The 17705-nt window shown below is 68.6% G+C and carries 19 protein-coding genes; 11 read left to right on the forward strand and 8 right to left on the reverse strand.

Features of this window, described 5'->3' with window-relative positions:
* Positions 1–34 precede the first annotated feature (34 nt).
* Positions 35–778 (reverse strand): SDR family oxidoreductase, encoded by a 744-nt coding sequence (locus ACVOJ1_RS07385; RefSeq protein ID WP_065182361.1) that lies wholly within the window; start codon positions 776–778, stop codon positions 35–37.
* Between the two features lie 107 nt (positions 779–885).
* Between ACVOJ1_RS07385 and ACVOJ1_RS07390 the strand changes: the two genes are divergently transcribed.
* Positions 886–1779: a LysR family transcriptional regulator gene (locus ACVOJ1_RS07390; RefSeq protein ID WP_065176182.1), complete on the forward strand. Its 894-nt coding sequence runs from the start codon at positions 886–888 to the stop codon at positions 1777–1779.
* Here ACVOJ1_RS07390 and ACVOJ1_RS07395 read toward each other — a convergent pair.
* From ACVOJ1_RS07395 to ACVOJ1_RS07415, 5 genes are all read right to left on the reverse strand, one after another.
* Positions 1739–3133, reverse strand: coding sequence for a heavy metal sensor histidine kinase (locus ACVOJ1_RS07395; RefSeq protein WP_277380721.1), 1395 nt, complete (start codon positions 3131–3133; stop codon positions 1739–1741). The two genes, ACVOJ1_RS07390 and ACVOJ1_RS07395, sit on opposite strands and share 41 nt — an antisense overlap.
* Positions 3130–3828 carry a heavy metal response regulator transcription factor gene (locus ACVOJ1_RS07400; RefSeq protein ID WP_346480229.1) on the reverse strand — a complete coding sequence of 233 codons (699 nt, stop codon included), beginning with the start codon at positions 3826–3828 and terminating at the stop codon, positions 3130–3132. The genes ACVOJ1_RS07395 and ACVOJ1_RS07400 overlap by 4 nt, the downstream gene beginning before the upstream one ends.
* Positions 3829–3859: 31 nt before the next feature.
* A complete protein-coding gene (gene copD / locus ACVOJ1_RS07405; protein WP_346480230.1) occupies positions 3860–4744 on the reverse strand; it encodes a copper homeostasis membrane protein CopD in 885 nt (294 codons plus the stop codon).
* A 9-nt stretch (positions 4745–4753) separates the two neighbouring features.
* A complete protein-coding gene (gene copC / locus ACVOJ1_RS07410) occupies positions 4754–5131 on the reverse strand; it encodes a copper homeostasis periplasmic binding protein CopC (RefSeq protein ID WP_053516266.1) in 378 nt (125 codons plus the stop codon).
* Between the two features lie 116 nt (positions 5132–5247).
* The gene (locus ACVOJ1_RS07415) at positions 5248–5736 is read right to left on the reverse strand and encodes a MerC domain-containing protein (RefSeq protein WP_340044585.1); all 489 of its coding nucleotides are present in this window, start codon (positions 5734–5736) and stop codon (positions 5248–5250) included.
* A 31-nt stretch (positions 5737–5767) separates the two neighbouring features.
* Between ACVOJ1_RS07415 and ACVOJ1_RS07420 the strand changes: the two genes are divergently transcribed.
* From ACVOJ1_RS07420 to ACVOJ1_RS07455, 8 genes are all read left to right on the forward strand, one after another.
* Entirely contained in the window at positions 5768–6298 is a 531-nt protein-coding gene (locus ACVOJ1_RS07420; protein WP_346480231.1) for a ZrgA family zinc uptake protein, read from the forward strand.
* The gene (locus ACVOJ1_RS07425; RefSeq protein ID WP_193395843.1) at positions 6295–6987 is read left to right on the forward strand and encodes an ABC transporter ATP-binding protein; all 693 of its coding nucleotides are present in this window, start codon (positions 6295–6297) and stop codon (positions 6985–6987) included. The genes ACVOJ1_RS07420 and ACVOJ1_RS07425 overlap by 4 nt, the downstream gene beginning before the upstream one ends.
* On the forward strand, positions 6980–8233 hold the full coding sequence (locus tag ACVOJ1_RS07430; RefSeq protein WP_346480232.1) for an ABC transporter permease: 1254 nt from the start codon (positions 6980–6982) through the stop codon (positions 8231–8233). Before ACVOJ1_RS07425 ends, ACVOJ1_RS07430 begins: the two co-directional genes overlap by 8 nt.
* 2 nt (positions 8234–8235) lie before the next feature.
* Complete coding sequence (locus tag ACVOJ1_RS07435) at positions 8236–8781, forward strand: DUF3299 domain-containing protein (protein ID WP_164152801.1); 546 nt, start codon at positions 8236–8238, stop codon at positions 8779–8781.
* Positions 8771–9391, forward strand: coding sequence for a DUF3299 domain-containing protein (locus ACVOJ1_RS07440; protein WP_346480233.1), 621 nt, complete (start codon positions 8771–8773; stop codon positions 9389–9391). Before ACVOJ1_RS07435 ends, ACVOJ1_RS07440 begins: the two co-directional genes overlap by 11 nt.
* Entirely contained in the window at positions 9391–10137 is a 747-nt protein-coding gene (locus ACVOJ1_RS07445; protein WP_253118521.1) for a hypothetical protein, read from the forward strand. The genes ACVOJ1_RS07440 and ACVOJ1_RS07445 overlap by 1 nt, the downstream gene beginning before the upstream one ends.
* A gap of 125 nt (positions 10138–10262) precedes the next feature.
* Positions 10263–11795 (forward strand): MFS transporter, encoded by a 1533-nt coding sequence (locus ACVOJ1_RS07450; RefSeq protein WP_065176191.1) that lies wholly within the window; start codon positions 10263–10265, stop codon positions 11793–11795.
* A gap of 4 nt (positions 11796–11799) precedes the next feature.
* A complete protein-coding gene (locus tag ACVOJ1_RS07455) occupies positions 11800–12345 on the forward strand; it encodes a TetR/AcrR family transcriptional regulator (RefSeq protein ID WP_065182328.1) in 546 nt (181 codons plus the stop codon).
* Positions 12346–12389: 44 nt separating this feature from the next.
* On the opposite strand, the gene fdhD is transcribed toward ACVOJ1_RS07455, so the two are convergent.
* On the reverse strand, positions 12390–13244 hold the full coding sequence (fdhD, locus tag ACVOJ1_RS07460) for a formate dehydrogenase accessory sulfurtransferase FdhD (RefSeq protein WP_128989677.1): 855 nt from the start codon (positions 13242–13244) through the stop codon (positions 12390–12392).
* 209 nt (positions 13245–13453) lie between these two features.
* Between fdhD and ACVOJ1_RS07465 the strand changes: the two genes are divergently transcribed.
* Positions 13454–15745 carry an FdhF/YdeP family oxidoreductase gene (locus tag ACVOJ1_RS07465; protein ID WP_346480234.1) on the forward strand — a complete coding sequence of 764 codons (2292 nt, stop codon included), beginning with the start codon at positions 13454–13456 and terminating at the stop codon, positions 15743–15745.
* A gap of 504 nt (positions 15746–16249) precedes the next feature.
* Positions 16250–16777, forward strand: a complete 528-nt coding sequence (locus ACVOJ1_RS07470) for a DUF411 domain-containing protein (RefSeq protein WP_081358907.1) — start codon at positions 16250–16252, stop codon at positions 16775–16777.
* A gap of 40 nt (positions 16778–16817) precedes the next feature.
* On the opposite strand, the gene blaL1 is transcribed toward ACVOJ1_RS07470, so the two are convergent.
* On the reverse strand, positions 16818–17684 hold the full coding sequence (blaL1, locus tag ACVOJ1_RS07475) for a L1 family subclass B3 metallo-beta-lactamase (RefSeq protein WP_065182325.1): 867 nt from the start codon (positions 17682–17684) through the stop codon (positions 16818–16820).
* Positions 17685–17705 lie beyond the last annotated feature (21 nt).

The following is a 17705-nucleotide window of genomic DNA, read 5'->3' on the forward strand; positions in this document are numbered from 1 at the left end:
CGGTAGCGCCGGGCCATGCCCGGCGGCTTTGCCGTCACACCATCCCGCCATTGGCTCGCAGCACCTGGCCATTGATCCAGCCGCCGTCGGTTCCAGCCAGGAAAGCCACCGCGCCGGCGATGTCGTCCGGCGTGCCCAGCCGCTCCAGCGGATTCATCTGCGCCAGGCGCTCGATCAGTTCCGGCGACTTGCCCTCCAGGAACAGGTCGGTCGCGGTCGGGCCGGGTGCCACGGCATTGACCGTGATGCCACGGCCACGCAGCTCCTTGCTGAGTATCGCCGTCAGGGTTTCCACGGCCGCCTTGCTTGCGGCGTAGACACCGTAGTTCTCCAGCTTGAGGCCGACCACGCTGGTGGACAGCGCGACGATGCGGCCGCCGTCGCGGACGCGTCGCGCGCTCTCGCGCAGCACGTTGAAGGCGCCCTTGAGATTGATGGCGGTGACCCGATCGAACAACGCGTCGTCGGTGGCTGACAGCGGCGCAAGCTGCAGCACTCCGGCGCTGTTGACCACCACATCGATGCCCTCGAATCGAGCCTCGACGGCATCGAACAAGCGGCTCACCGCCTGCGGATCGGCCACGTCGGCCTGCAGCGCAATGGCTTGGCCGCCGGCGGAGACCAGCTCGGCGGCCAGGGCATCAGCCTCTTCGCGGCGGCCGGCATAGTTGATCGCAACCGCATGGCCGTCGGCCGCCAGCCGACGCGAGATCGCGGCGCCGATGCCGCGGGAGCCGCCGGTGACCAGGGCGACGGTACGGGGAGAGGAGCTGGACATGAAGGCTTCCTTCGAAGACGCGCCCGCGTGGCGCCCCATCATCTTGCTGGTTCCTGGCGTCCGGATAATCATGGAGAATCCGACAACATCATCCGGATGTTCGAACAATGGATCGATTCACCGCCCTGCGCGCTTTTGTCCGTATCGTCGAACGTCGCAGCTTCACCCGCGCTGCAGAGGACCTGGGGCTGCCGAGGGCCACGGTGACCGACGCGATCAAGGCGCTGGAGCGGCGGCTGGGGGTGAGGCTGTTGCACAGGACCACGCGACGGGTGGTGCCGACCCTCGAGGGCGAAGCCTTCTATGGCCGCTGCCTGCGCCTGATCGCCGACATGGACGATGCCGAAGCCGCATTCCGTGATGTCCCGCCGCGTGGCACGCTGCGCATCGAAGTGCACGGAACGCTTGGTCGGCACTTGTTGTTTCCGCACCTGCCCGAGTTCCTGCAGCGCTATCCCGACATCGAGCTGGACGTGAGCGAGGGGGATCGCTACGTGGATCTGCTGCGCGAAGGCGTGGATGCCGCGCTTCGGGTCGGCACCCTGGCCGACAGCGATCTGGTCGCGCGGCGACTGGCACTGCTGCGCGAAGTCACCGTTGCCTCACCGTCCTACGTGGGTTCGCATGGGCTGCCGGACAGCATCGACGCGCTGCTGTCCGGTCATCGGATGGTCGGTTTCCGTTCCGGTGCCAGCGGACAGTTGATTCCTCTGGAGTTCCAGCAGGCCGGGCAGGTGCGCCATGTGCCTCTGCCGGCAACCGTGCGGGTATCCGGCGCAGATGCCTTCCTGGGGGCGGCACTGGCGGGGCTCGGCATCATCCAGGCGCCGCGCTACCGGCTGGATCCCTATATCGAACGTGGTCAGTTGCTGGAGTTGCTGGCGGAATCGCCGCCCACACCCAGCCCGTTGAGCCTGGTTCACCCGCGCAACCGCACGCCGTCGCCGCGGTTGCGGGTATTCATCGACTGGATTGCCGGCGTGTTTGCGCCGGACCGCTAGCGCCCGGCAGGGCCAGCTCGAACACGGTGCCCGATGCGTCGGAGACCACGCTCACCGATCCACCATGGGCCTGCACGATGGCGCGGGTGATCGCCAATCCCAGCCCGGCGCCCTCGTGCCGGCCGCGCTCGCCGCGGAAGAACCGGTCGAACAAGCGGGGCAGTGCCTGCATGGGAATCGGCGGACCGAGGTTGTGGACAGCAATCCGGCTCGTGGGCCCGGTGCCGTCCAGCCGCACCACGATCTCCGTACCCGGCGTGGCGTGCTGCAGGGCGTTGGAAAGCAGGTTGGCGACCGCCCGGTGCAGCATCAGGCGGTTGCCGTTGGCCTCTGCGCTGCCTTCCCGCCGCAGCGTGAGCTGGCGCTCCTCGGCCAGCAGATCGTAGAACTCCAGCAGCGCATCGACCATCGCATCCAGCGCCACCCCCTCGCGCGAGGGCAGGGCGCCGGGTGCTTCGGCCTGGGCCAGATAGAGCAGATCGCCCACGGTCTGTGCCAGCCGTTGCAGCTCTTCCGCGCAGGAGAGCAGCGTCTCGCGATAGGACTCGTTGCTGCGGGGGTGCGCGAGCACCACCTGCACCTGGGTCAGCATGTTGGTGATCGGCGTACGCAGTTCGTGGGCGAGGTCTCCGGAGAACCCGCTGAGGCGCTCGAAGTCCTGTTGCAGCCGCGCCAGCATCCCGTTCAGGCTCTGCGCCAGCTGTTCCAGTTCGACGGGCACGTGCTCGGCCGTGAGCCGGCGCTGCAGTCGTCCGGCGGTGATATGGCGGGCCTCGTCGGCCAGCGTGCGCAGTGGGCGCAGCGTCTGCCGCACGACGTAGCCCCCCAGCAGGCTGCTGGCCACCGCAGCAGCGACCAGAGCGACGGCCAGCAGGTGGCGGAAGCGCTGCAGGAAGTCGGCATGGCGCGCATCGTCGATCGCCAGCAGGGTGGCCAGGCGGCTGCCATCGGCCAGCGTCTGCCGCAGATTGAGGGCGTGCAGGCGGCTTCCGTCGGCCAGCGTCCAGTCATGGCGGCGCGGTTCAGTGTCGGCGGGTTGGGTCCGCGCATGCGCGCGCAAGGCCTCCGGCGCGGTGGAGAAGAGCACGCCGCCCTGCTCATCGACGATGTGGAAGGCGATATCGGGATGGTGGCGCAGCGCATCGCCCAGGCGCTGGGCGCGCTCATCGGACGTGCCGCTGCCGGCGAGGTCGGCGATCAACGCGGCCTTGTTCTCCAGTTCGGCGAAATCCTGTGCGACCAGATCATGGCGCGCGCTCAGATAGATCGCCACGCCCAGTGCAGCCAGCACCAGCGTACCGACCGTGGCGAACAGCACGGTGAGGCGGACGGCAATGGAGCGTCGCAGGCTCATTGCGGTTGCGCTGCTTCGACCTCGGGTGCCTCCAGCACGTAGCCCATCCCGCGCACAGTGACCACCAGCTTTTCGGCGAAGCCATCGTCGATCTTGGCGCGCAGGCGGCGTATCGCCACATCGATGACATTGGTGTCGCTGTCGAAATTCATGTCCCACACCTGCGAGGCGATCAACGAGCGTGGCAGGACCTCGCCGCGCCGTCGTGCCAGCAGCTCCAGCAGCGCGTGTTCCTTCGGGCTCAGTGTGATGCGCTGGCCACCGCGCTCCACGCGCCGGCGCAGCGTATCCACCACCAGATCGGCGACGACGATGCGGTCAGGCTGAGACTGGCCCTGGCCGCGTCGCAGCAGGGTACGCACGCGTGCCAGCAGCTCGGCGAAGGCGAAAGGTTTGGCCAGGTAATCATCGGCACCCAGTTCCAGCCCCTGCACGCGGTCGGCAATGCTGCTGCGCGCCGACAGGAACAGCACCGGCACCTGCCACCCCGCATCGCGCAGGCGCGACAGGACGTTCCAGCCATCGAGACCGGGCAGCATCACATCGAGGATGACCAGCTGGTACTCGCCGCTTGCCGCCAGATGCAGGCCGTCCACGCCGTCGCAGGCGAGATCGACCACGTAGCCCGCTTCGATCAGGCCCTGTCGCAGGTAATTGCCGGTCTTGGGCTCGTCTTCGACGATCAGCAGCTTCATCGTGTGCATGCCGGCCCGCGCAGCGCCGCCCTCATGCCAGCGGGTCCAGCGTGCCGAGCACGGCCACGCAGGCCAGTACCAGCAGCCCGAGTGCGGCCTCGAAGGTGAGGCTGTGACGCAGCGAGCGCAGCGGGCGGAACTGCCAGCCGCCACGGATGGCGGTGGCGAGTGCCGGCACCAGCCGCCAGCGGTGCAGCGCGGCCAGGCCGAGCATGCCCGCGACCAGGGCCAGCTTGAACAGCAGCCAGCGCCCGTGCGCGGTGTTGAACAGGGTCTGCAGCGAGCCCTGCAGATCCACGTAGGTATAGGTGCCGGTCATCGCCAGCAGGGCCACGATTACCGTACCGGGCAGGGCGAAACCATGCGCCACCTGCCAGAGTTCATGGGTGCGTTCACGCAGGGAAGGGCCCTGGGTGCGCAGGGCCAGATGCAGCACCGCGGCGATCGCGCCGACCCATGCGCCTGCGGCGAGCAGGTGGACGGTCCCGGCGGCCAGGCGCAGCGCACCGCGGATGCCGTCGCCGGCGGCGGCGTGGCCGTTCCAGGCCAGGCTTGCCAGGGCGACCGCCGAGAGCGGCAGCAGGATGACACGGCGTGCCGCGGCCACTTTCGCGCTTGCGGCAAGCAGCGGCAGCATTGCCAGCAGCGCCAGCGCACGCACCAGTGCCGCTTCGCCGACCGGTGTGGCGGTGGTGAACCATGCGACGGTCGCTTGATCGACCGCGGCAAGCGGAAGCCCCAGCACGCCTGTCACCCGCACCGCCGCGTCCAGCAGCACGACTGCCAGCGCGATCACGGCCAGTGGCAGGAAGATGCGACGCGCAGGCGCAGGGCGGATGAACAGCATCCTGCCGAACAGCAGCATCAAGGCCAGGTACAACGCCAGCCGCAGGGCATAGGGAGACAGTTCGATCACCACCGCAGCTTACTTCACGCTGAAACGATAGTCGCCGGTGACGGGGTGGCTGTCCTGGCCGACGGCGCGCCACTGCAGGCGATAGTCTCCGGCAGGCAGCGGCTTGGCGAAACTCACGACCAGCCGGTGACCATCGTCCGACACCTGCTGGGAAAGGGCAGGCATCGCCATCAGGGTGCGGCCATGGGCCATGCTCAGTTCGATGCGGGTGGCGCGCGGCATCACCCGCTCGCTGAAGGTCAGCTCGATGCGGTTGGCAGGCGCGACGCTGGCATCGGCGGCGGGCGTTGCCTTCACCAGGCTGGGGTGTGCAAGGGCCAGCGGAGCGGCGGCGACGCCCGGCAGCAGCAGGAGCAGAGCGGCGGAGCGGCGGAGCGAAGACGACATGGTGGGTGCCTGCAGGAATGGGGCGCTCAGGCTGACGGCGGGCACCTTTCGTGGCCCTGACCCGGACATTACCGATCTGTCAGGTTGGCCGGTGCCGGGCCGACCCGCCCTTCCCATCATGGGCGCGCGCGTGGGCAGGCACGCAGGGCGCGGCGGTTGCACAGGTGGGCCATCGCCAGCAGCCCACCGCCGCAGGCGGTGGCCATGCCGTGCCAGAGCAGCGATTCCTTCAGCGGTGGATACAGCGATGCGGACAACAGCAGGCCAGCCCCAGCCAGGGCCAGTCGCATCGGCAGCCAGTGGCGGTGCCGGCGCAGGCCCGCAGCGGTGCTGGCCAGCGCCAGCAGCGAGGCGAGCAACGCGAACGCCCACTCCCAGCGTGACATCAGCAGCAGGGTGGTCATCAGGGCATGGCCGGGGTGCTGGAACGAGCGCAACGCCATCATGGCCGCCGGGACGAAGGCCAGCAGCAGCGGCAGCGCGATGCAGTGCGCTGCGCAGGCCAATGACAGCCCTGCGCCGGCCAGATCGAAACGGGGATGCCAGCGTGCCGATGCTGGCGGCTGTGGCAGACCCCTTGCAGGAACGGTGGGGATGTGGTCCATAATGTTACATAGTAACACTAACGGTACCCTCATGAAGCTTCCCGCCACGTTTCTGCTGCTGCTTTCTGCGGCGTCCGCCCACGCCCATGAGGTGCGCCAGCAGGGCGCGCATGTGCATGGCCAGGCCACGGTCGATGTGGCGCTCGAACGGGGAACACTGGACCTGGCAATGCAGGCCCCCGGTATCGGCCTGCTCGATTTCGAGCGACCGCCCGCCACCCCGCAGGAGCGCGCTGCGCTCGCACGTGCGAAGGCACTGCTGAAGGAAGGCGCATGGGTCACCCTGCCGACAGCGGCCCAGTGCCGCCTTGCCGCCAGCAGCGTGGCCGCCAACGGATTCGCTGCAGACCCGATGCGCGACGCCGGGCACCACGGCCATGCCGGCTTCAGTGCCGGACTGCGTTTCCAGTGCGCGCATCCGTCCGCGCTGCGGGTGCTGGTGGTCCGCCTGCCGGTGCTGTTCCCTGGCCTGCATGAGGTCATCGTCAACAGCACCACGCCCGCCGGACAGGGACGGCACGTGCTGACCGCCGAGACTCTGCGCGTGGTACTTGCGCAGTGAGTGCGGCGGTCATCGATGTGCAGGACCTGCGCTTCGCCTACGGCGATCGCCCGGTACTGGAGATTCCGGCATTGCGCGTCGATGCGGGCAGCAGCGTGCTGCTGCGCGGTGCCAGTGGCGGTGGCAAAAGCACCCTGCTGGGTGTGCTGGCCGGCGTGCTGCGCGCTCGCCAGGGCCGGGTCGACGTCGCCGGACACTCCCTGCATGCGATGAACGGTCCGGCCCGCGACCGCTTCCGTGCCGACCAGCTGGGCGTGATCTTCCAGCAGTTCAACCTGCTGCCGTTCCTCAGCGTGCGCGAGAACATCGCGCTGGGTCTGCGCTTCTCGCGGCTGCGCAGGCAGCGCGTCGGCGCAGCGCTGGACGAGGAGATCGCACGGCTGCTGCAGTCCCTGCAGATCGACCCGACGCTGATGGACCGTCCGGCGGGCAGGCTCAGCGTGGGCCAGCAGCAGCGCGTGGCGGCGGCACGCGCACTGATCGGGCGGCCGCAGGTGCTGCTTGCCGACGAGCCCACCTCGGCACTGGACCGGCACGCGGCGGACGCGTTCGTGCGCCTGATGACCCGGCAATGCCAGGCCTGCGGCACCACCGCGCTGGTGGTCAGCCACGATGAAAGCCTGCAGCCTCTGTTCGACCGGGTCATCGTCCTGGCCGAGATCAATCATGCCGGAGCTGCCCATGCTTGAACTTGCCTGGGCCAGCCTGCGCAGCCGCGCGCTCAGTGTTGCCCTCACGGTGCTGGTGATCGCCCTCAGCGTGGTTCTGCTGCTGGGCGTGGAGCGGGTCCGCACGCAGGCGCATGAAGGTTTTGCCAGCACCGTGTCCGGAACCGATCTGATCGTGGGTGCGCGCTCCGGACCGGTGAACCTGCTGCTCTATTCAGTGTTCCATATCGGCGATCCGACCAACAATGTCTCCTGGCAGTCCTATCAGGCGCTGTCGGCGCTGCCGCAGGTGAAGTGGTCGGTGCCGCTCTCGCTGGGCGATTCCTGGCGGGGCTACCGCGTGGTCGGCACCACCGGCGGCTACTTCGAGCATTACCGCTACGGTGCCGGTCATGAACTGGTCTTCGCACAGGGCGGGCCCTTCTCGGACCTGTACGATGCGGTGATCGGCGCGGAGGTGGCGCAGGCGCAGAACATCACGCCGGGCGACCCGATCGTGCTGGCGCATGGCACCGGGGCGGTGCCCCTGGCCACGCATGCCGACAAGCCGTTCCGCGTGGTGGGGATCCTGCAGCGCACCGGAACACCGGTGGATGCGTCGGTACTGGTATCGCTGCCGGCGATCGAAGCCATCCACATCGACTGGCGTTCCGGCGTGCAGCTGCTCGGCCAGCATGTCAGCGCGGAGCAGGCGCGGCGGCTTGATCTGACCCCGACCAGCATCACCGCCTTCATGCTTGGCCTGAATACCCGCATCGCGACGTTCTCCGTGCAGCGCACGATCAATGACTATCCGGAGGAGGCGATGCTGGCGATCCTGCCGGGCGTCACCCTGCAGCAGTTGTGGCAATCGTTGGGCACGGCCGAGCGGGCACTGCGGTTGATCAGCGCGATGGTGGTGCTGCTGGGAATGGTCTCGCTGGTAGCGCTGCTGGTATCAACCCTGCAGGAGCGGCGCCGCGAGATGGCGGTGCTGCGCGCGGTCGGCGCGCGTCCGCGCTACATCGCCGGTCTACTGGTGGTGGAGGCGGTGGCGACCAGCGCGCTGGCGTGCGGGCTGGCACTGGCGGCGCTGGTGCTGGCCAGTGCCGTGGGGCGCAGCTGGGCGCTGGCGCAGTATGGCCTGTCGATCACCCACGTCTGGCCGGATGCGCGCGAGCTGGGCTGGGTGGCGGGCCTGCTGCTGGTCAGCGCCGTGGCGGGCCTGCTGCCGGCCGCGCTGGCCTACCGGCGCACGCTCGCCGACGGTTTGGCGTCGCCGGGATGAGCATGCGCCGGCTGGGTGGCTTGCCAGTGTTGCTGATGCTGGTTGCCTGCGAGCGGCCGGTCGACACCGGCGTGCAGGCGCTGCCGCCACCGGTGGCGGATCAGGGCGCAGCGACCGTGGAAGAGCAGGAGCTGGACTGGCTGCAGATGATGCCCGCCGACGAGCTGGCGGCGCTGGAACGTGGCGAAGGCCCTGAGGTGGAACACAACGGCAGCCGACGCATGCCGCAGTTCGGCACGTTCCGCACCGTCGACGCCGTACTGCAGCGGCCGGTGCGCCTGCCGGGCTACGTGGTGCCGCTGGCCAGCACTGCGGAAGGACGGCTCAGTGAATTCCTGTTCGTCCCGTATTACGGCGCCTGCATCCATGTGCCACCACCGCCGCCGAACCAGATCGTGCACGTGGTACTGGACCGGGCAATCGAGATGCCTGACATGTACGCTCCGTTCTTCCTGGCCGGAAACCTGCACGCCGAGCGCCTGGACGATGAGCTGGCAGGCTCTGCCTACAGCATGCGCGATGCACGGCTGAAACCCTATGCGCCGTGATCGCCTTGCATGGCTCGCTGGATGCGCGCTGCTGGCCGGATGCGCCCGCGTGCCCGACGGTGCCGGACAGCACCCTGCACCGTTGCCGGCGGCGGCGCCGTCTCCGTCGGCACGCCCGATCGACCGCTGGGATGCCCTGATGCCGGACGAGGACCGTTTCCAGCGACCGCCGCCGCAGATCGGCCTGTCACGCGACGGCATGGCCGGCGTCGGTGGCCTGATTGACGACAGCGGCGCCGGCACGCCGCCCGGTCAGGCGATCGACCACTCCCGTCCGGAGCGCGCCCGGCAGTTCGGCTCTTCGCGCGTGGTGGCATCGGTGGATGGACGTGCGGTGGACCTGGACGGTTACGTCGTGCCCCTGGGCACCACCGACGATGGACGCGTGGACGAGGTGCTGTTCGTCCCTTTCTATGGTGCCTGCATCCATGTACCCCCACCACCGCCGAACCAGATGATCCACGTGACGTTGGCCACGCCGATCACGCTGGGTGCGCTGTGGGACCCCTATCGACTCGCCGGGAGGGTGCAGGTCAAGCGCTTCGACGCCGACATCGCCAGCGCTTCCTACGATGTGGCGGCCGCCACACTGACGCCGATCCACAACTGATGCGCGGGCGTCCACTACTGGCGATGGCGCTGCTGGCGGTGACAGCCACGGCGGTCGGGTGGCTGTACCTGCGGACAGCGCAGCCGCAGCCGCCGCAGGCCACTTCCGTGGCGCCCACCGATGAGATGCGGCAGCGGATCGAGCGGCGGATGGGGGACGATGCGGCCTTCCGCAACGACGTGGCATTCCTGCTGGTGGCAACCCTGCGCGACCGCTGCCGGCCGGCAGAGGCAGGGCTGCTCGCGCGCATGGCCAACCGTGCCGCGCTGCCGGTACTGGGCGCGGTGAGTGCGGTGACTGCGGAGGATCCAGGCCTTGACCGTCCCATCTACCGTTACATCCAGCACCGCGCCGACAGTGCCCGCTGCACGGATCCGCTGCCCCTCGCAGCGGCCGGTGGCCGCGTGCTGCACGTCGATATCGAGCAGTATGCTCGCACCTTCCCGGACAGCTACTTCGATCCCACGCGCAGCAGGGCGCCGCGGGATTTCGGTGGGCATACGCTGCGCGAGCGGGCCTCCAACGCATGCAACAGCGTGGTTTATTCGGTACTGCCGCTCGGCGACGCGGACTGGCGCTGTGCGTCGCTGCGGGCGAACGCGCGGGCCCGGGTGCGCAGCCTGTGCGAGGACGAGCTGCGGCGCCAGCACGGTGACATCGCGGGCGAACTCGACATGGCCGTGGGGCAGGGCATGCAGGAACAGGTGGTCGCGGCGGTGGCGGCGTTGCCGGTGGACTGCAGGTAGCACCAGCGGCGCCTGCCGGGGCTGAACAGCGCCTGGGTCGAAACCTGAACGTGTCGCTGCAGGGCTATAACTATACAGGACATCCGGTATAGTTAATGGAGCCTTCTTGCCCAGGTTTGTTTCCCATGGCCTTGTCCCAGTCCTTGGCCGATGCTCCGGCTCTGTCCCGTGCCCGGCGCTGGTCGCTGTTGTTCACGGTGGCCGCCGGCCTGCTGCTGGTGACGCTGGACAACTCGGTGCTGTACACGGCGCTGCCCACACTGACGGCAGAACTTTCCGCCAGCGCGGGTCAGGCACTGTGGATCATCAATGCCTATCCACTGGTGATGGCTGGCCTGCTGCTCGGTGCGGGCACGCTGGGCGACCGCATCGGTCACCGTCGCATGTTCCTGATCGGCCTGGTGGTCTTCGGCGTGGCTTCGCTGGCGGCAGCGTTCTCTGTCACCGCAGCGCAGTTGATCGCTGCCCGTGCGCTGCTCGCCGTGGGCGCCGCGGCGATGATGCCGGCCACGCTCGCGCTGATCGGCCTCAGCTTCCATGAAGAGCGTGAGCGCAACATCGCCATCGCGATCTGGGGCTCGGTGGCGATCGTCGGCGCCGCACTCGGACCGATCATCGGTGGCTGGCTGCTGCAGCATTTCTGGTGGGGATCGGTGTTCCTGGTCAACGTGCCGGTGGTGATCGTGGCCTTCGTCGCGACGCTGCTGCTGGCGCCGGAGGGGCAGCGCGACACGTCCCGGCCGTGGGATCTGCTGTCCTCGCTGCTGGCGCTGGCGGCGCTGTCGGGGCTGGTGCTGGCGATCAAATCGCTGATCGCCACGCCGCCTTCCTATGGCCTCGGCGCGGCGGCATCGGTGCTGGCGCTGGCGGCGGGCGCCGCGTTTGCCCGCCGCCAGCAGCGCCTGCCGCATCCACTGCTGGACTTCGCGATCTTCCGCAATCCGGCATTCCTGGCCGGTACGCTGTCTGCGGTGTTCACCCTGTTTGCGATGGCGGGCCTGCAACTGCTGACCACCCAGCGTTTCCAGCTGGTCGCCGGATTCACGCCATTGCAGGCGGGCCTGCTGGTATCGGTGGCGGCGCTGGGCAGCCTGCCCAGCGCGCTGCTCGGCGGCAGCATCCTGCACCGCGTCGGCCTGCGTCCGCTGATCTGCGGCGGACTGGCCGCGGGGGCACTGGGAGTGGGCGTGGTCGCGTTCGGTTTTCCGCACGGACTGGGCTGGGTCGTCGCCGGCATGGCGATCACCGGGTTCGGCATGGGCTCGGCAATCTCGGTCGCATCCACCGCCATCCTCAACAACGTGCCTGCGCACCGTGCGGGCATGGCGTCCTCCGTGGAGGAGGTCTCCTACGAATTCGGCGGCCTGCTGGCGGTGGCGATGCTGGGCAGCCTGGGCGCAGCGATGTACGGCGCCTTCCTGCCGGTATCGGCGGATGTTCCGGCACTGGCGCGGGAAGGATTCGCCCAGGCGCAGCAGGTCGCCCGCGAAGCCGGCCCGGGCGAGTGGTTCGCCGGCGCCACCGCCGCCTATGACCGCAGCTACCAGATCGTGCTGCTGGTCATCACCGCGGTGCTGGCCGTGGGTGCAGCGCTGATCGCGCGCCTGCTGCGCGGGCGGGCGGGGAGCCGCGAGGGAGCGGCCGATCGCGTAAAGTAGTGCGATGAGAACCAGCAAGCGCCAGCGCATCCTCGATGCCGCCGTCAACGTGATCAATCGAGACGGCGTGCGCGCGGTGACCTTCGAGTCGGTGGCGGCAGAAGCCGGCCTCACGCGCGGCGGCCTGCTGTATCACTTCCCGTCGCGCGAGGCACTGCTGCGCGGCATCGACGAGCACCTGGTGCACAACTGGGAGGCGTCGATGGAAGCGCTGCTCGGCAAGCGTGCCAGCGAGGCCACGGCGCTCGAGCGCTATCAGACCTTCGTTCGCGTGTCGGCGCAGAGCGCGACGCGCGCCGAGCTGATGTTCATGCTCGAATCGGTGGACCCGGAGGCCGGTGAGCGGCCATGGAGCCCGGCCGTGCAGCGCTGGGCGCCATCGCCGCCGCCGGCCGGCGTGGTTGATCCTGCGGCGCTGGACAATTTCGTGGCACGGTTGGCGGCCGATGGGCTGTGGATCTACGAGGCCATGTACGAAGGACAGCTGGACGACGCGGTGCGCGCCCAGGTGGCCGAGCGCATTGCGGGCCTGTTGTCACCCGGCCGATGATGGGGGTTGCCCACTGACGATGGCGGGTCCCGCCATGGCCGCGTTCATGCCGTTGGCATGTCTTCCGGCCGCAACCGCTCTGGATGGGTGTACACATTGAATCCACTGCCGCGGGCGAAGCCGACCAGGCACAGCCCTGCGCTGCGCGCCAGATCGATCGCCAACGCCGTTGGCGCGGACACGGCGGCCAGTACGCTGGCACCGGCGCGCACTGCTTTGCTGACCATCTCGTAGCTGGCCCGGCTGGAAATCAGCAGCAGTCCACCGTCGATGGCGTGCTCGTTGTGATGCAGGGCGCCGATCAGCTTGTCCAGTGCATTGTGGCGGCCCACGTCCTCGCGCACCCAGCCGATGCGCCCGTTGGCGTCGGCCCAGGCGGCCGCGTGGGTGGAGCCGCTGGCCGCATTCATCGGCTGGTGCTGCGACAGCGTGGCCAGTGCCCGCTGCAGGGCCGCCGGCGCGTAGGTCCGTCGTTCGCGTACCGGGGGCAGGGGCCGCAGCACATCCTCGAGCTGCCGTGTTCCGCACAGGCCGCAGCCGCCACGGCCGGGCAGCAGGCGGCCATCGGCCGGATCCAGACCGGCGCCCGGTGCCTCGGCGGCAACCGTCATCCGCAGTTCGATGCCTTCCAGCTGCGGCGCCACATCGATCGAGAGCAGCTGCGTCGGCGTGGTGATCAAGCCCTCGCTGAGCGAGAAACCGAGCGCAAAGTCCTCCAGGTCACAGGGCGTGGCCATCATCACCGCGAACACGGTGCCGTTGTAGTGCAGCGCTACCGGCACCTCTTCGGCGACCACGTCGGCCTGCGCCTGCACCTGCTGCCCGCCCTCGCGCCAGCGCTGCAACGTGCGCTGCGCGGTGCCGGCAGGCGGAGAGGGCGGCGGGGGCGAGTCAGCCATGCAGAGTGTCCGGACAGAGTGAGCGTGTCATGGGCTGTTGGCCCACGCCCCGAGGATAACGCAGTGCGTCCGTGGCAACGCAGCAGACTCCGTCGCCCCGGAGGCGCGCCGGAAGATTCGGGGCGGCTCTGGCGAAGCGGTCCCGGGCGTGCTTGACTCTGTCTGTCGTGCCCTTCGCAGTCTCGTCTCCTGGCGCCAGGTCTTCGAACATGTCCGAGCAGAAACCACCCCGTTACAAGCCCTACAACCAGCCCGCAGGCGGTTGGGGTGCGGCCGGCGCCACCGCCCGGGTTCTGCTGCAGCAGAGCGTGATCGGCAACGGCTCCAGGGCACTGCTGGCGATGAACCAGCCCGCTGGCTTCAAATGTCCCAGCTGCGCCTTCCCCGACGCCGACGAGCGCAGGAAACTGGAGTTCTGCGAGAACGGGGCCAAGGCACTGGCCTGGGAGGCGACCCGGTTCCGGGCGGATCGCGAGCTGTTCGCGCGTTATACCGTCAGCGAGCTGATGGAGCGGACCGACTACTGGCTGGAAATGCAGGGGCGGCTGACCGAGCCGATGCGTTACGACGCAGCCACCGACCACTATGTGCCATGCAGCTGGGACGAGGCGTTCGCACTCATCGGCCGTCACCTGCGGTCACTGGACAGCCCGCATCAGGCCGAGTTCTACACGTCGGGCCGCACGCCGAACGAGGCGGCGTTCCTGTATTCGATCTTCGTACGCGAGTTCGGCACCAACAACTTCCCCGATTGTTCGAACATGTGCCACGAGCCGACCAGCCGTGGCCTGCCACCTTCCATCGGTGTGGGCAAGGGCACCATCGTCCTGGAGGATTTCGAGCACGCCGAGGCGATCTTCGTGATCGGCCAGAACACCGGCACCAATTCGCCGCGGATGATGGGCAACCTGGTCGAGGCGCGCAGGCGCGGCGTGCCGATCGTGGCGGTCAACCCGATGCCCGAGCGCGCCCTGATCCGGTTTGCCGAGCCGCAGGATGTGGTGCAGATGGCGACCTTCGGCTCCACCGAGATCAGCAGCGAATTCGTGCATATCCGCATCGGCGGTGACCTGGCGCTGATCAAAGGCATGATGAAGGTGATGTTCGAGCGCGAGGCACAGGGCCAGCGCGTGCTCGACCATCGGTTCCTGGATGAACATACGGTCGGCCTGGACGCCTTGCGCGCGGACGTGATGGCGCAGGACTGGGACGACATCGTCAGGGTCTCCGGCATCTCGGAGGCGCAGATCCGGCGCTGCGCCGAGATCTACATCCGCTCCAATGCCACGGTGATCTGCTATGGCATGGGCCTGACCCAGCACCAGTATGGCTCGCGGCTGCTGCAGCAGGTCGCCAATCTGCTGATGCTGCGCGGCAACTTCGGCAAGCCGGGGGCGGGGATCGGCCCGATCCGGGGTCATTCCAACGTGCAGGGCGATCGTACCGTCGGCATCGACGAGAAGCCGGCGGCAGCGTATCTGGATCGCCTTCAGGAGGTGTTCGGTTTCAATCCGCCGCGGGAGCACGGGCATCATGTGGTCGAGTCGATCGAGGCCATGCTCGATGGCAGCGCCAGGGTGTTCGTCGGGCTGGGCGGCAATTTCATCCATGCCGTGCCGGACACGCCCCGGGCCTACGAAGCCATGCGCAGCCTGCAGCTGACGGTGGGTATCGCCACCAAGCTCAACCGCGGGCACCTGGTGCATGGGCGCGATGCGCTGATCCTGCCGGTGGTGGCGCGCTCGGAACGTATCGTCACGCCCGCAGGCGAGCAGTTCGTGACGATCGAGGATGCGATGTCGAACGTGACCGCTTCGCGCGGTGTTCTTGAGCCGGCCAGCGACCAGCTGCTGCCGGAGGTCGAGATCGTCTGTCGCATGGCGATGGCGACGCTGCCGGACAGCAGGGTCGACTGGGCAGGTTGCAGGCATGACTATGCGCGGATCCGTGACCTGATCGCTGCCGTGTACCCGCAGATCTATGCAGGCTTCAATGAGCGCATCCGGCAGCCGCACGGCTTCCATCTGGACATTGCACCGCGCCGCCGGGTGTGGCCCACCGCCAACGGCAAGGCCAACATCCTGGTGATGCCGGGCCTGGATGTGGACGACCCGGTGCACGATCCGGACATGCTGCGACTGGCCACGGTGCGTTCGCATGACCAGTTCAACACCACCATCTACAGCTACAACGACCGCTATCGCGGCGTATACAACGATCGCAGGGTGGTGTTCATGAACATCGAAGACCGGCTGGCACGCGGTCTGGAGAAGGAGGCGCGGGTCAGCCTGGAGACGCTCAGCGCAGATGGCGTGCGGCGTCGCATCGACGGGCTGACCGTGCTCGACTACCCCATGCCACGGGGCGCGCTGGCGGGCTACTACCCTGAGTTGAATGCGCTGCTGCCGCTGGACTACTACGATCGCCTCAGCGGCACGCCTGCGGCGAAGTCGATTCCGGTACGCATGCGGGCAGACGCAGGCAGCGCGGACACCGCATAGGGTCCGGTGGCGGCCCAGCCTGCCACGCCCATCGGCTATGATGCCTGCGATGAATGCTGCTGCTCTCCTGCTGCGCTGGCTGTTGCTCGTTGCCCTGGTGCTGACCGCACCGGGACTGGCGCGGGCTGCATCGGGCGACGGTGGACAGGGCGACACGGAGTACTGCGCCGCGTCGCATGAGACGGCCGTGGATCCGGCCGGATGCTGCGGCGATCGATCATCGGGCGACTGCGCAGCCAGTGAGTGCCCGTGCCCTCCCGCGTGTACCGGCGTGCCGGCGACCTCCTCCGCCGTGGCGATCACACCCTGGCGCGAGGCGCCACGCGCTGCCCTTGCACGACGGCCTGTGCCGCCGCCCCTGACCGACGCGTTGCGACCTCCCATCGTGTGATGGCCTGCAGGCGCCAGCCGCCTGTTGTCCTGCCTGTCCCATTCCCGATTTTCCCGCGCCTTCGATGCGAGGGTCGCGGGCGTTCCGCCCGCATGCACAAAGGAACCAACACGATGAACCGTTCTCTCTCTCTCGGCCTGCTGCTGGCCAGCATTCTGTCCGGCGCCGGCTGCGCCCGTGCAGCCGAAGAGGTGGCCGCGGCGCCGGGCCATGCCCACGCAGCGGCCGATGCCGCCTCCGTCCCCGATGCGCAGCTGCCGACCGCAATCGTCCACAAGACCGCCAGCTGCGGTTGCTGTGGCGTCTGGGTCGAACACCTGCAGGCCGCGGGCTTCGCGGTGGACGTGCGGGATACCGATGACATGAACCCGATCAAGCGGCGCCTGGGTGTGCCGGTCGGCAAGGGGTCCTGCCATACCGCCGAGATCGACGGCTATGTGGTGGAGGGGCACGTTCCGGCCGAGGACATCAAGCGGCTGCTGAAGGAGCGTCCTGCGGCGCGTGGACTGGTGCTGCCGGGCATGCCGGCCGGTTCGCCCGGCATGGAGATGCCCGACGGTTATGTGCAGCCGTACACGGTGGAACTGGTGCGCGGTGACGGCAGCACCGAGCCGTTCGCCCACCACGGCCAGGGCGGCTGAGGGTCGCTGCTGCTGTGGCGGCTCACAGGCCGCCACGGCTTCAGTGCGCGTTGTCGCGTTCCCTGGCCAGCTGTGCCTCGAAACTGCGCTCGGCTGAATCCGCGTAGGCGCTGCAGCGCATCGCTGCAGCACTGGCCTTGGCGCCTGCGGCATAGTCCCAGCCGCTGGCGCCAGGATGCGGGGTCAACAGCACGTCGCAGGGCAGGCGGCGCACGGTCGCGAAGCTGCGGCGATAGTCCTCGATCAGGTGCGGATAGCGGGGATTGCCCTGCAACCGATAGCCCGGCGCACTGAGGCTGTCCGCATAGGCGATGCGTACCGGCCTGCCATCGCGGGTGTCGTTCCAGGTCCAGGCGGTGCTGCCCGGTGTGTGACCCGGCATGAAATGCGCGGTGAAGTGCATTCCGCCCAGCGACACGACCTCGCCGTCCATCAGGATGCGGTCGGCATTGGCCGGAGGGAAGGTGATGTCATCGCCGAAGTGCAGATCGTTGCTGCCCCCGCGCGCCAGCAGGACGGCCGTTTCGGCGTTGCTGGCGATCTGCGCGCCGGTGCGGCGCTTGAGTTCGGCCACCGCACCGGCGTGGTCGGCATGGGCATGGCTGAGCAGGATCCAGCGCAGCTGCTGCGGTGCGACGCCGCGCTGCTGCAGGTTGGCCAGCAGGTGATCGGCCATCTGCGGCATGCCGCCATCGATCAGCACCGCGCCGTCGTCGGTCTGTACCAGCAGTGCGGTCAGGTTTTCGGTGCCGATCTGCCAGGTATGGTCGGCGATCTGCAGCGGCCTCATCGGCTGCAGCCATGAAGCATCCACCGTGTAGGCCCGCAGCTGGGGCAGGGGCGGCTCTGCTGCATGTAGCGGCGGGACCGCCACGGCAAGGACGAGGGCAGGCAGGAAAGAGCGCATCGTGAAGGTTCGCTGGGAGGA

The sequence above is a fragment of the Stenotrophomonas sp. STEN225 genome (assembly GCF_056756445.1).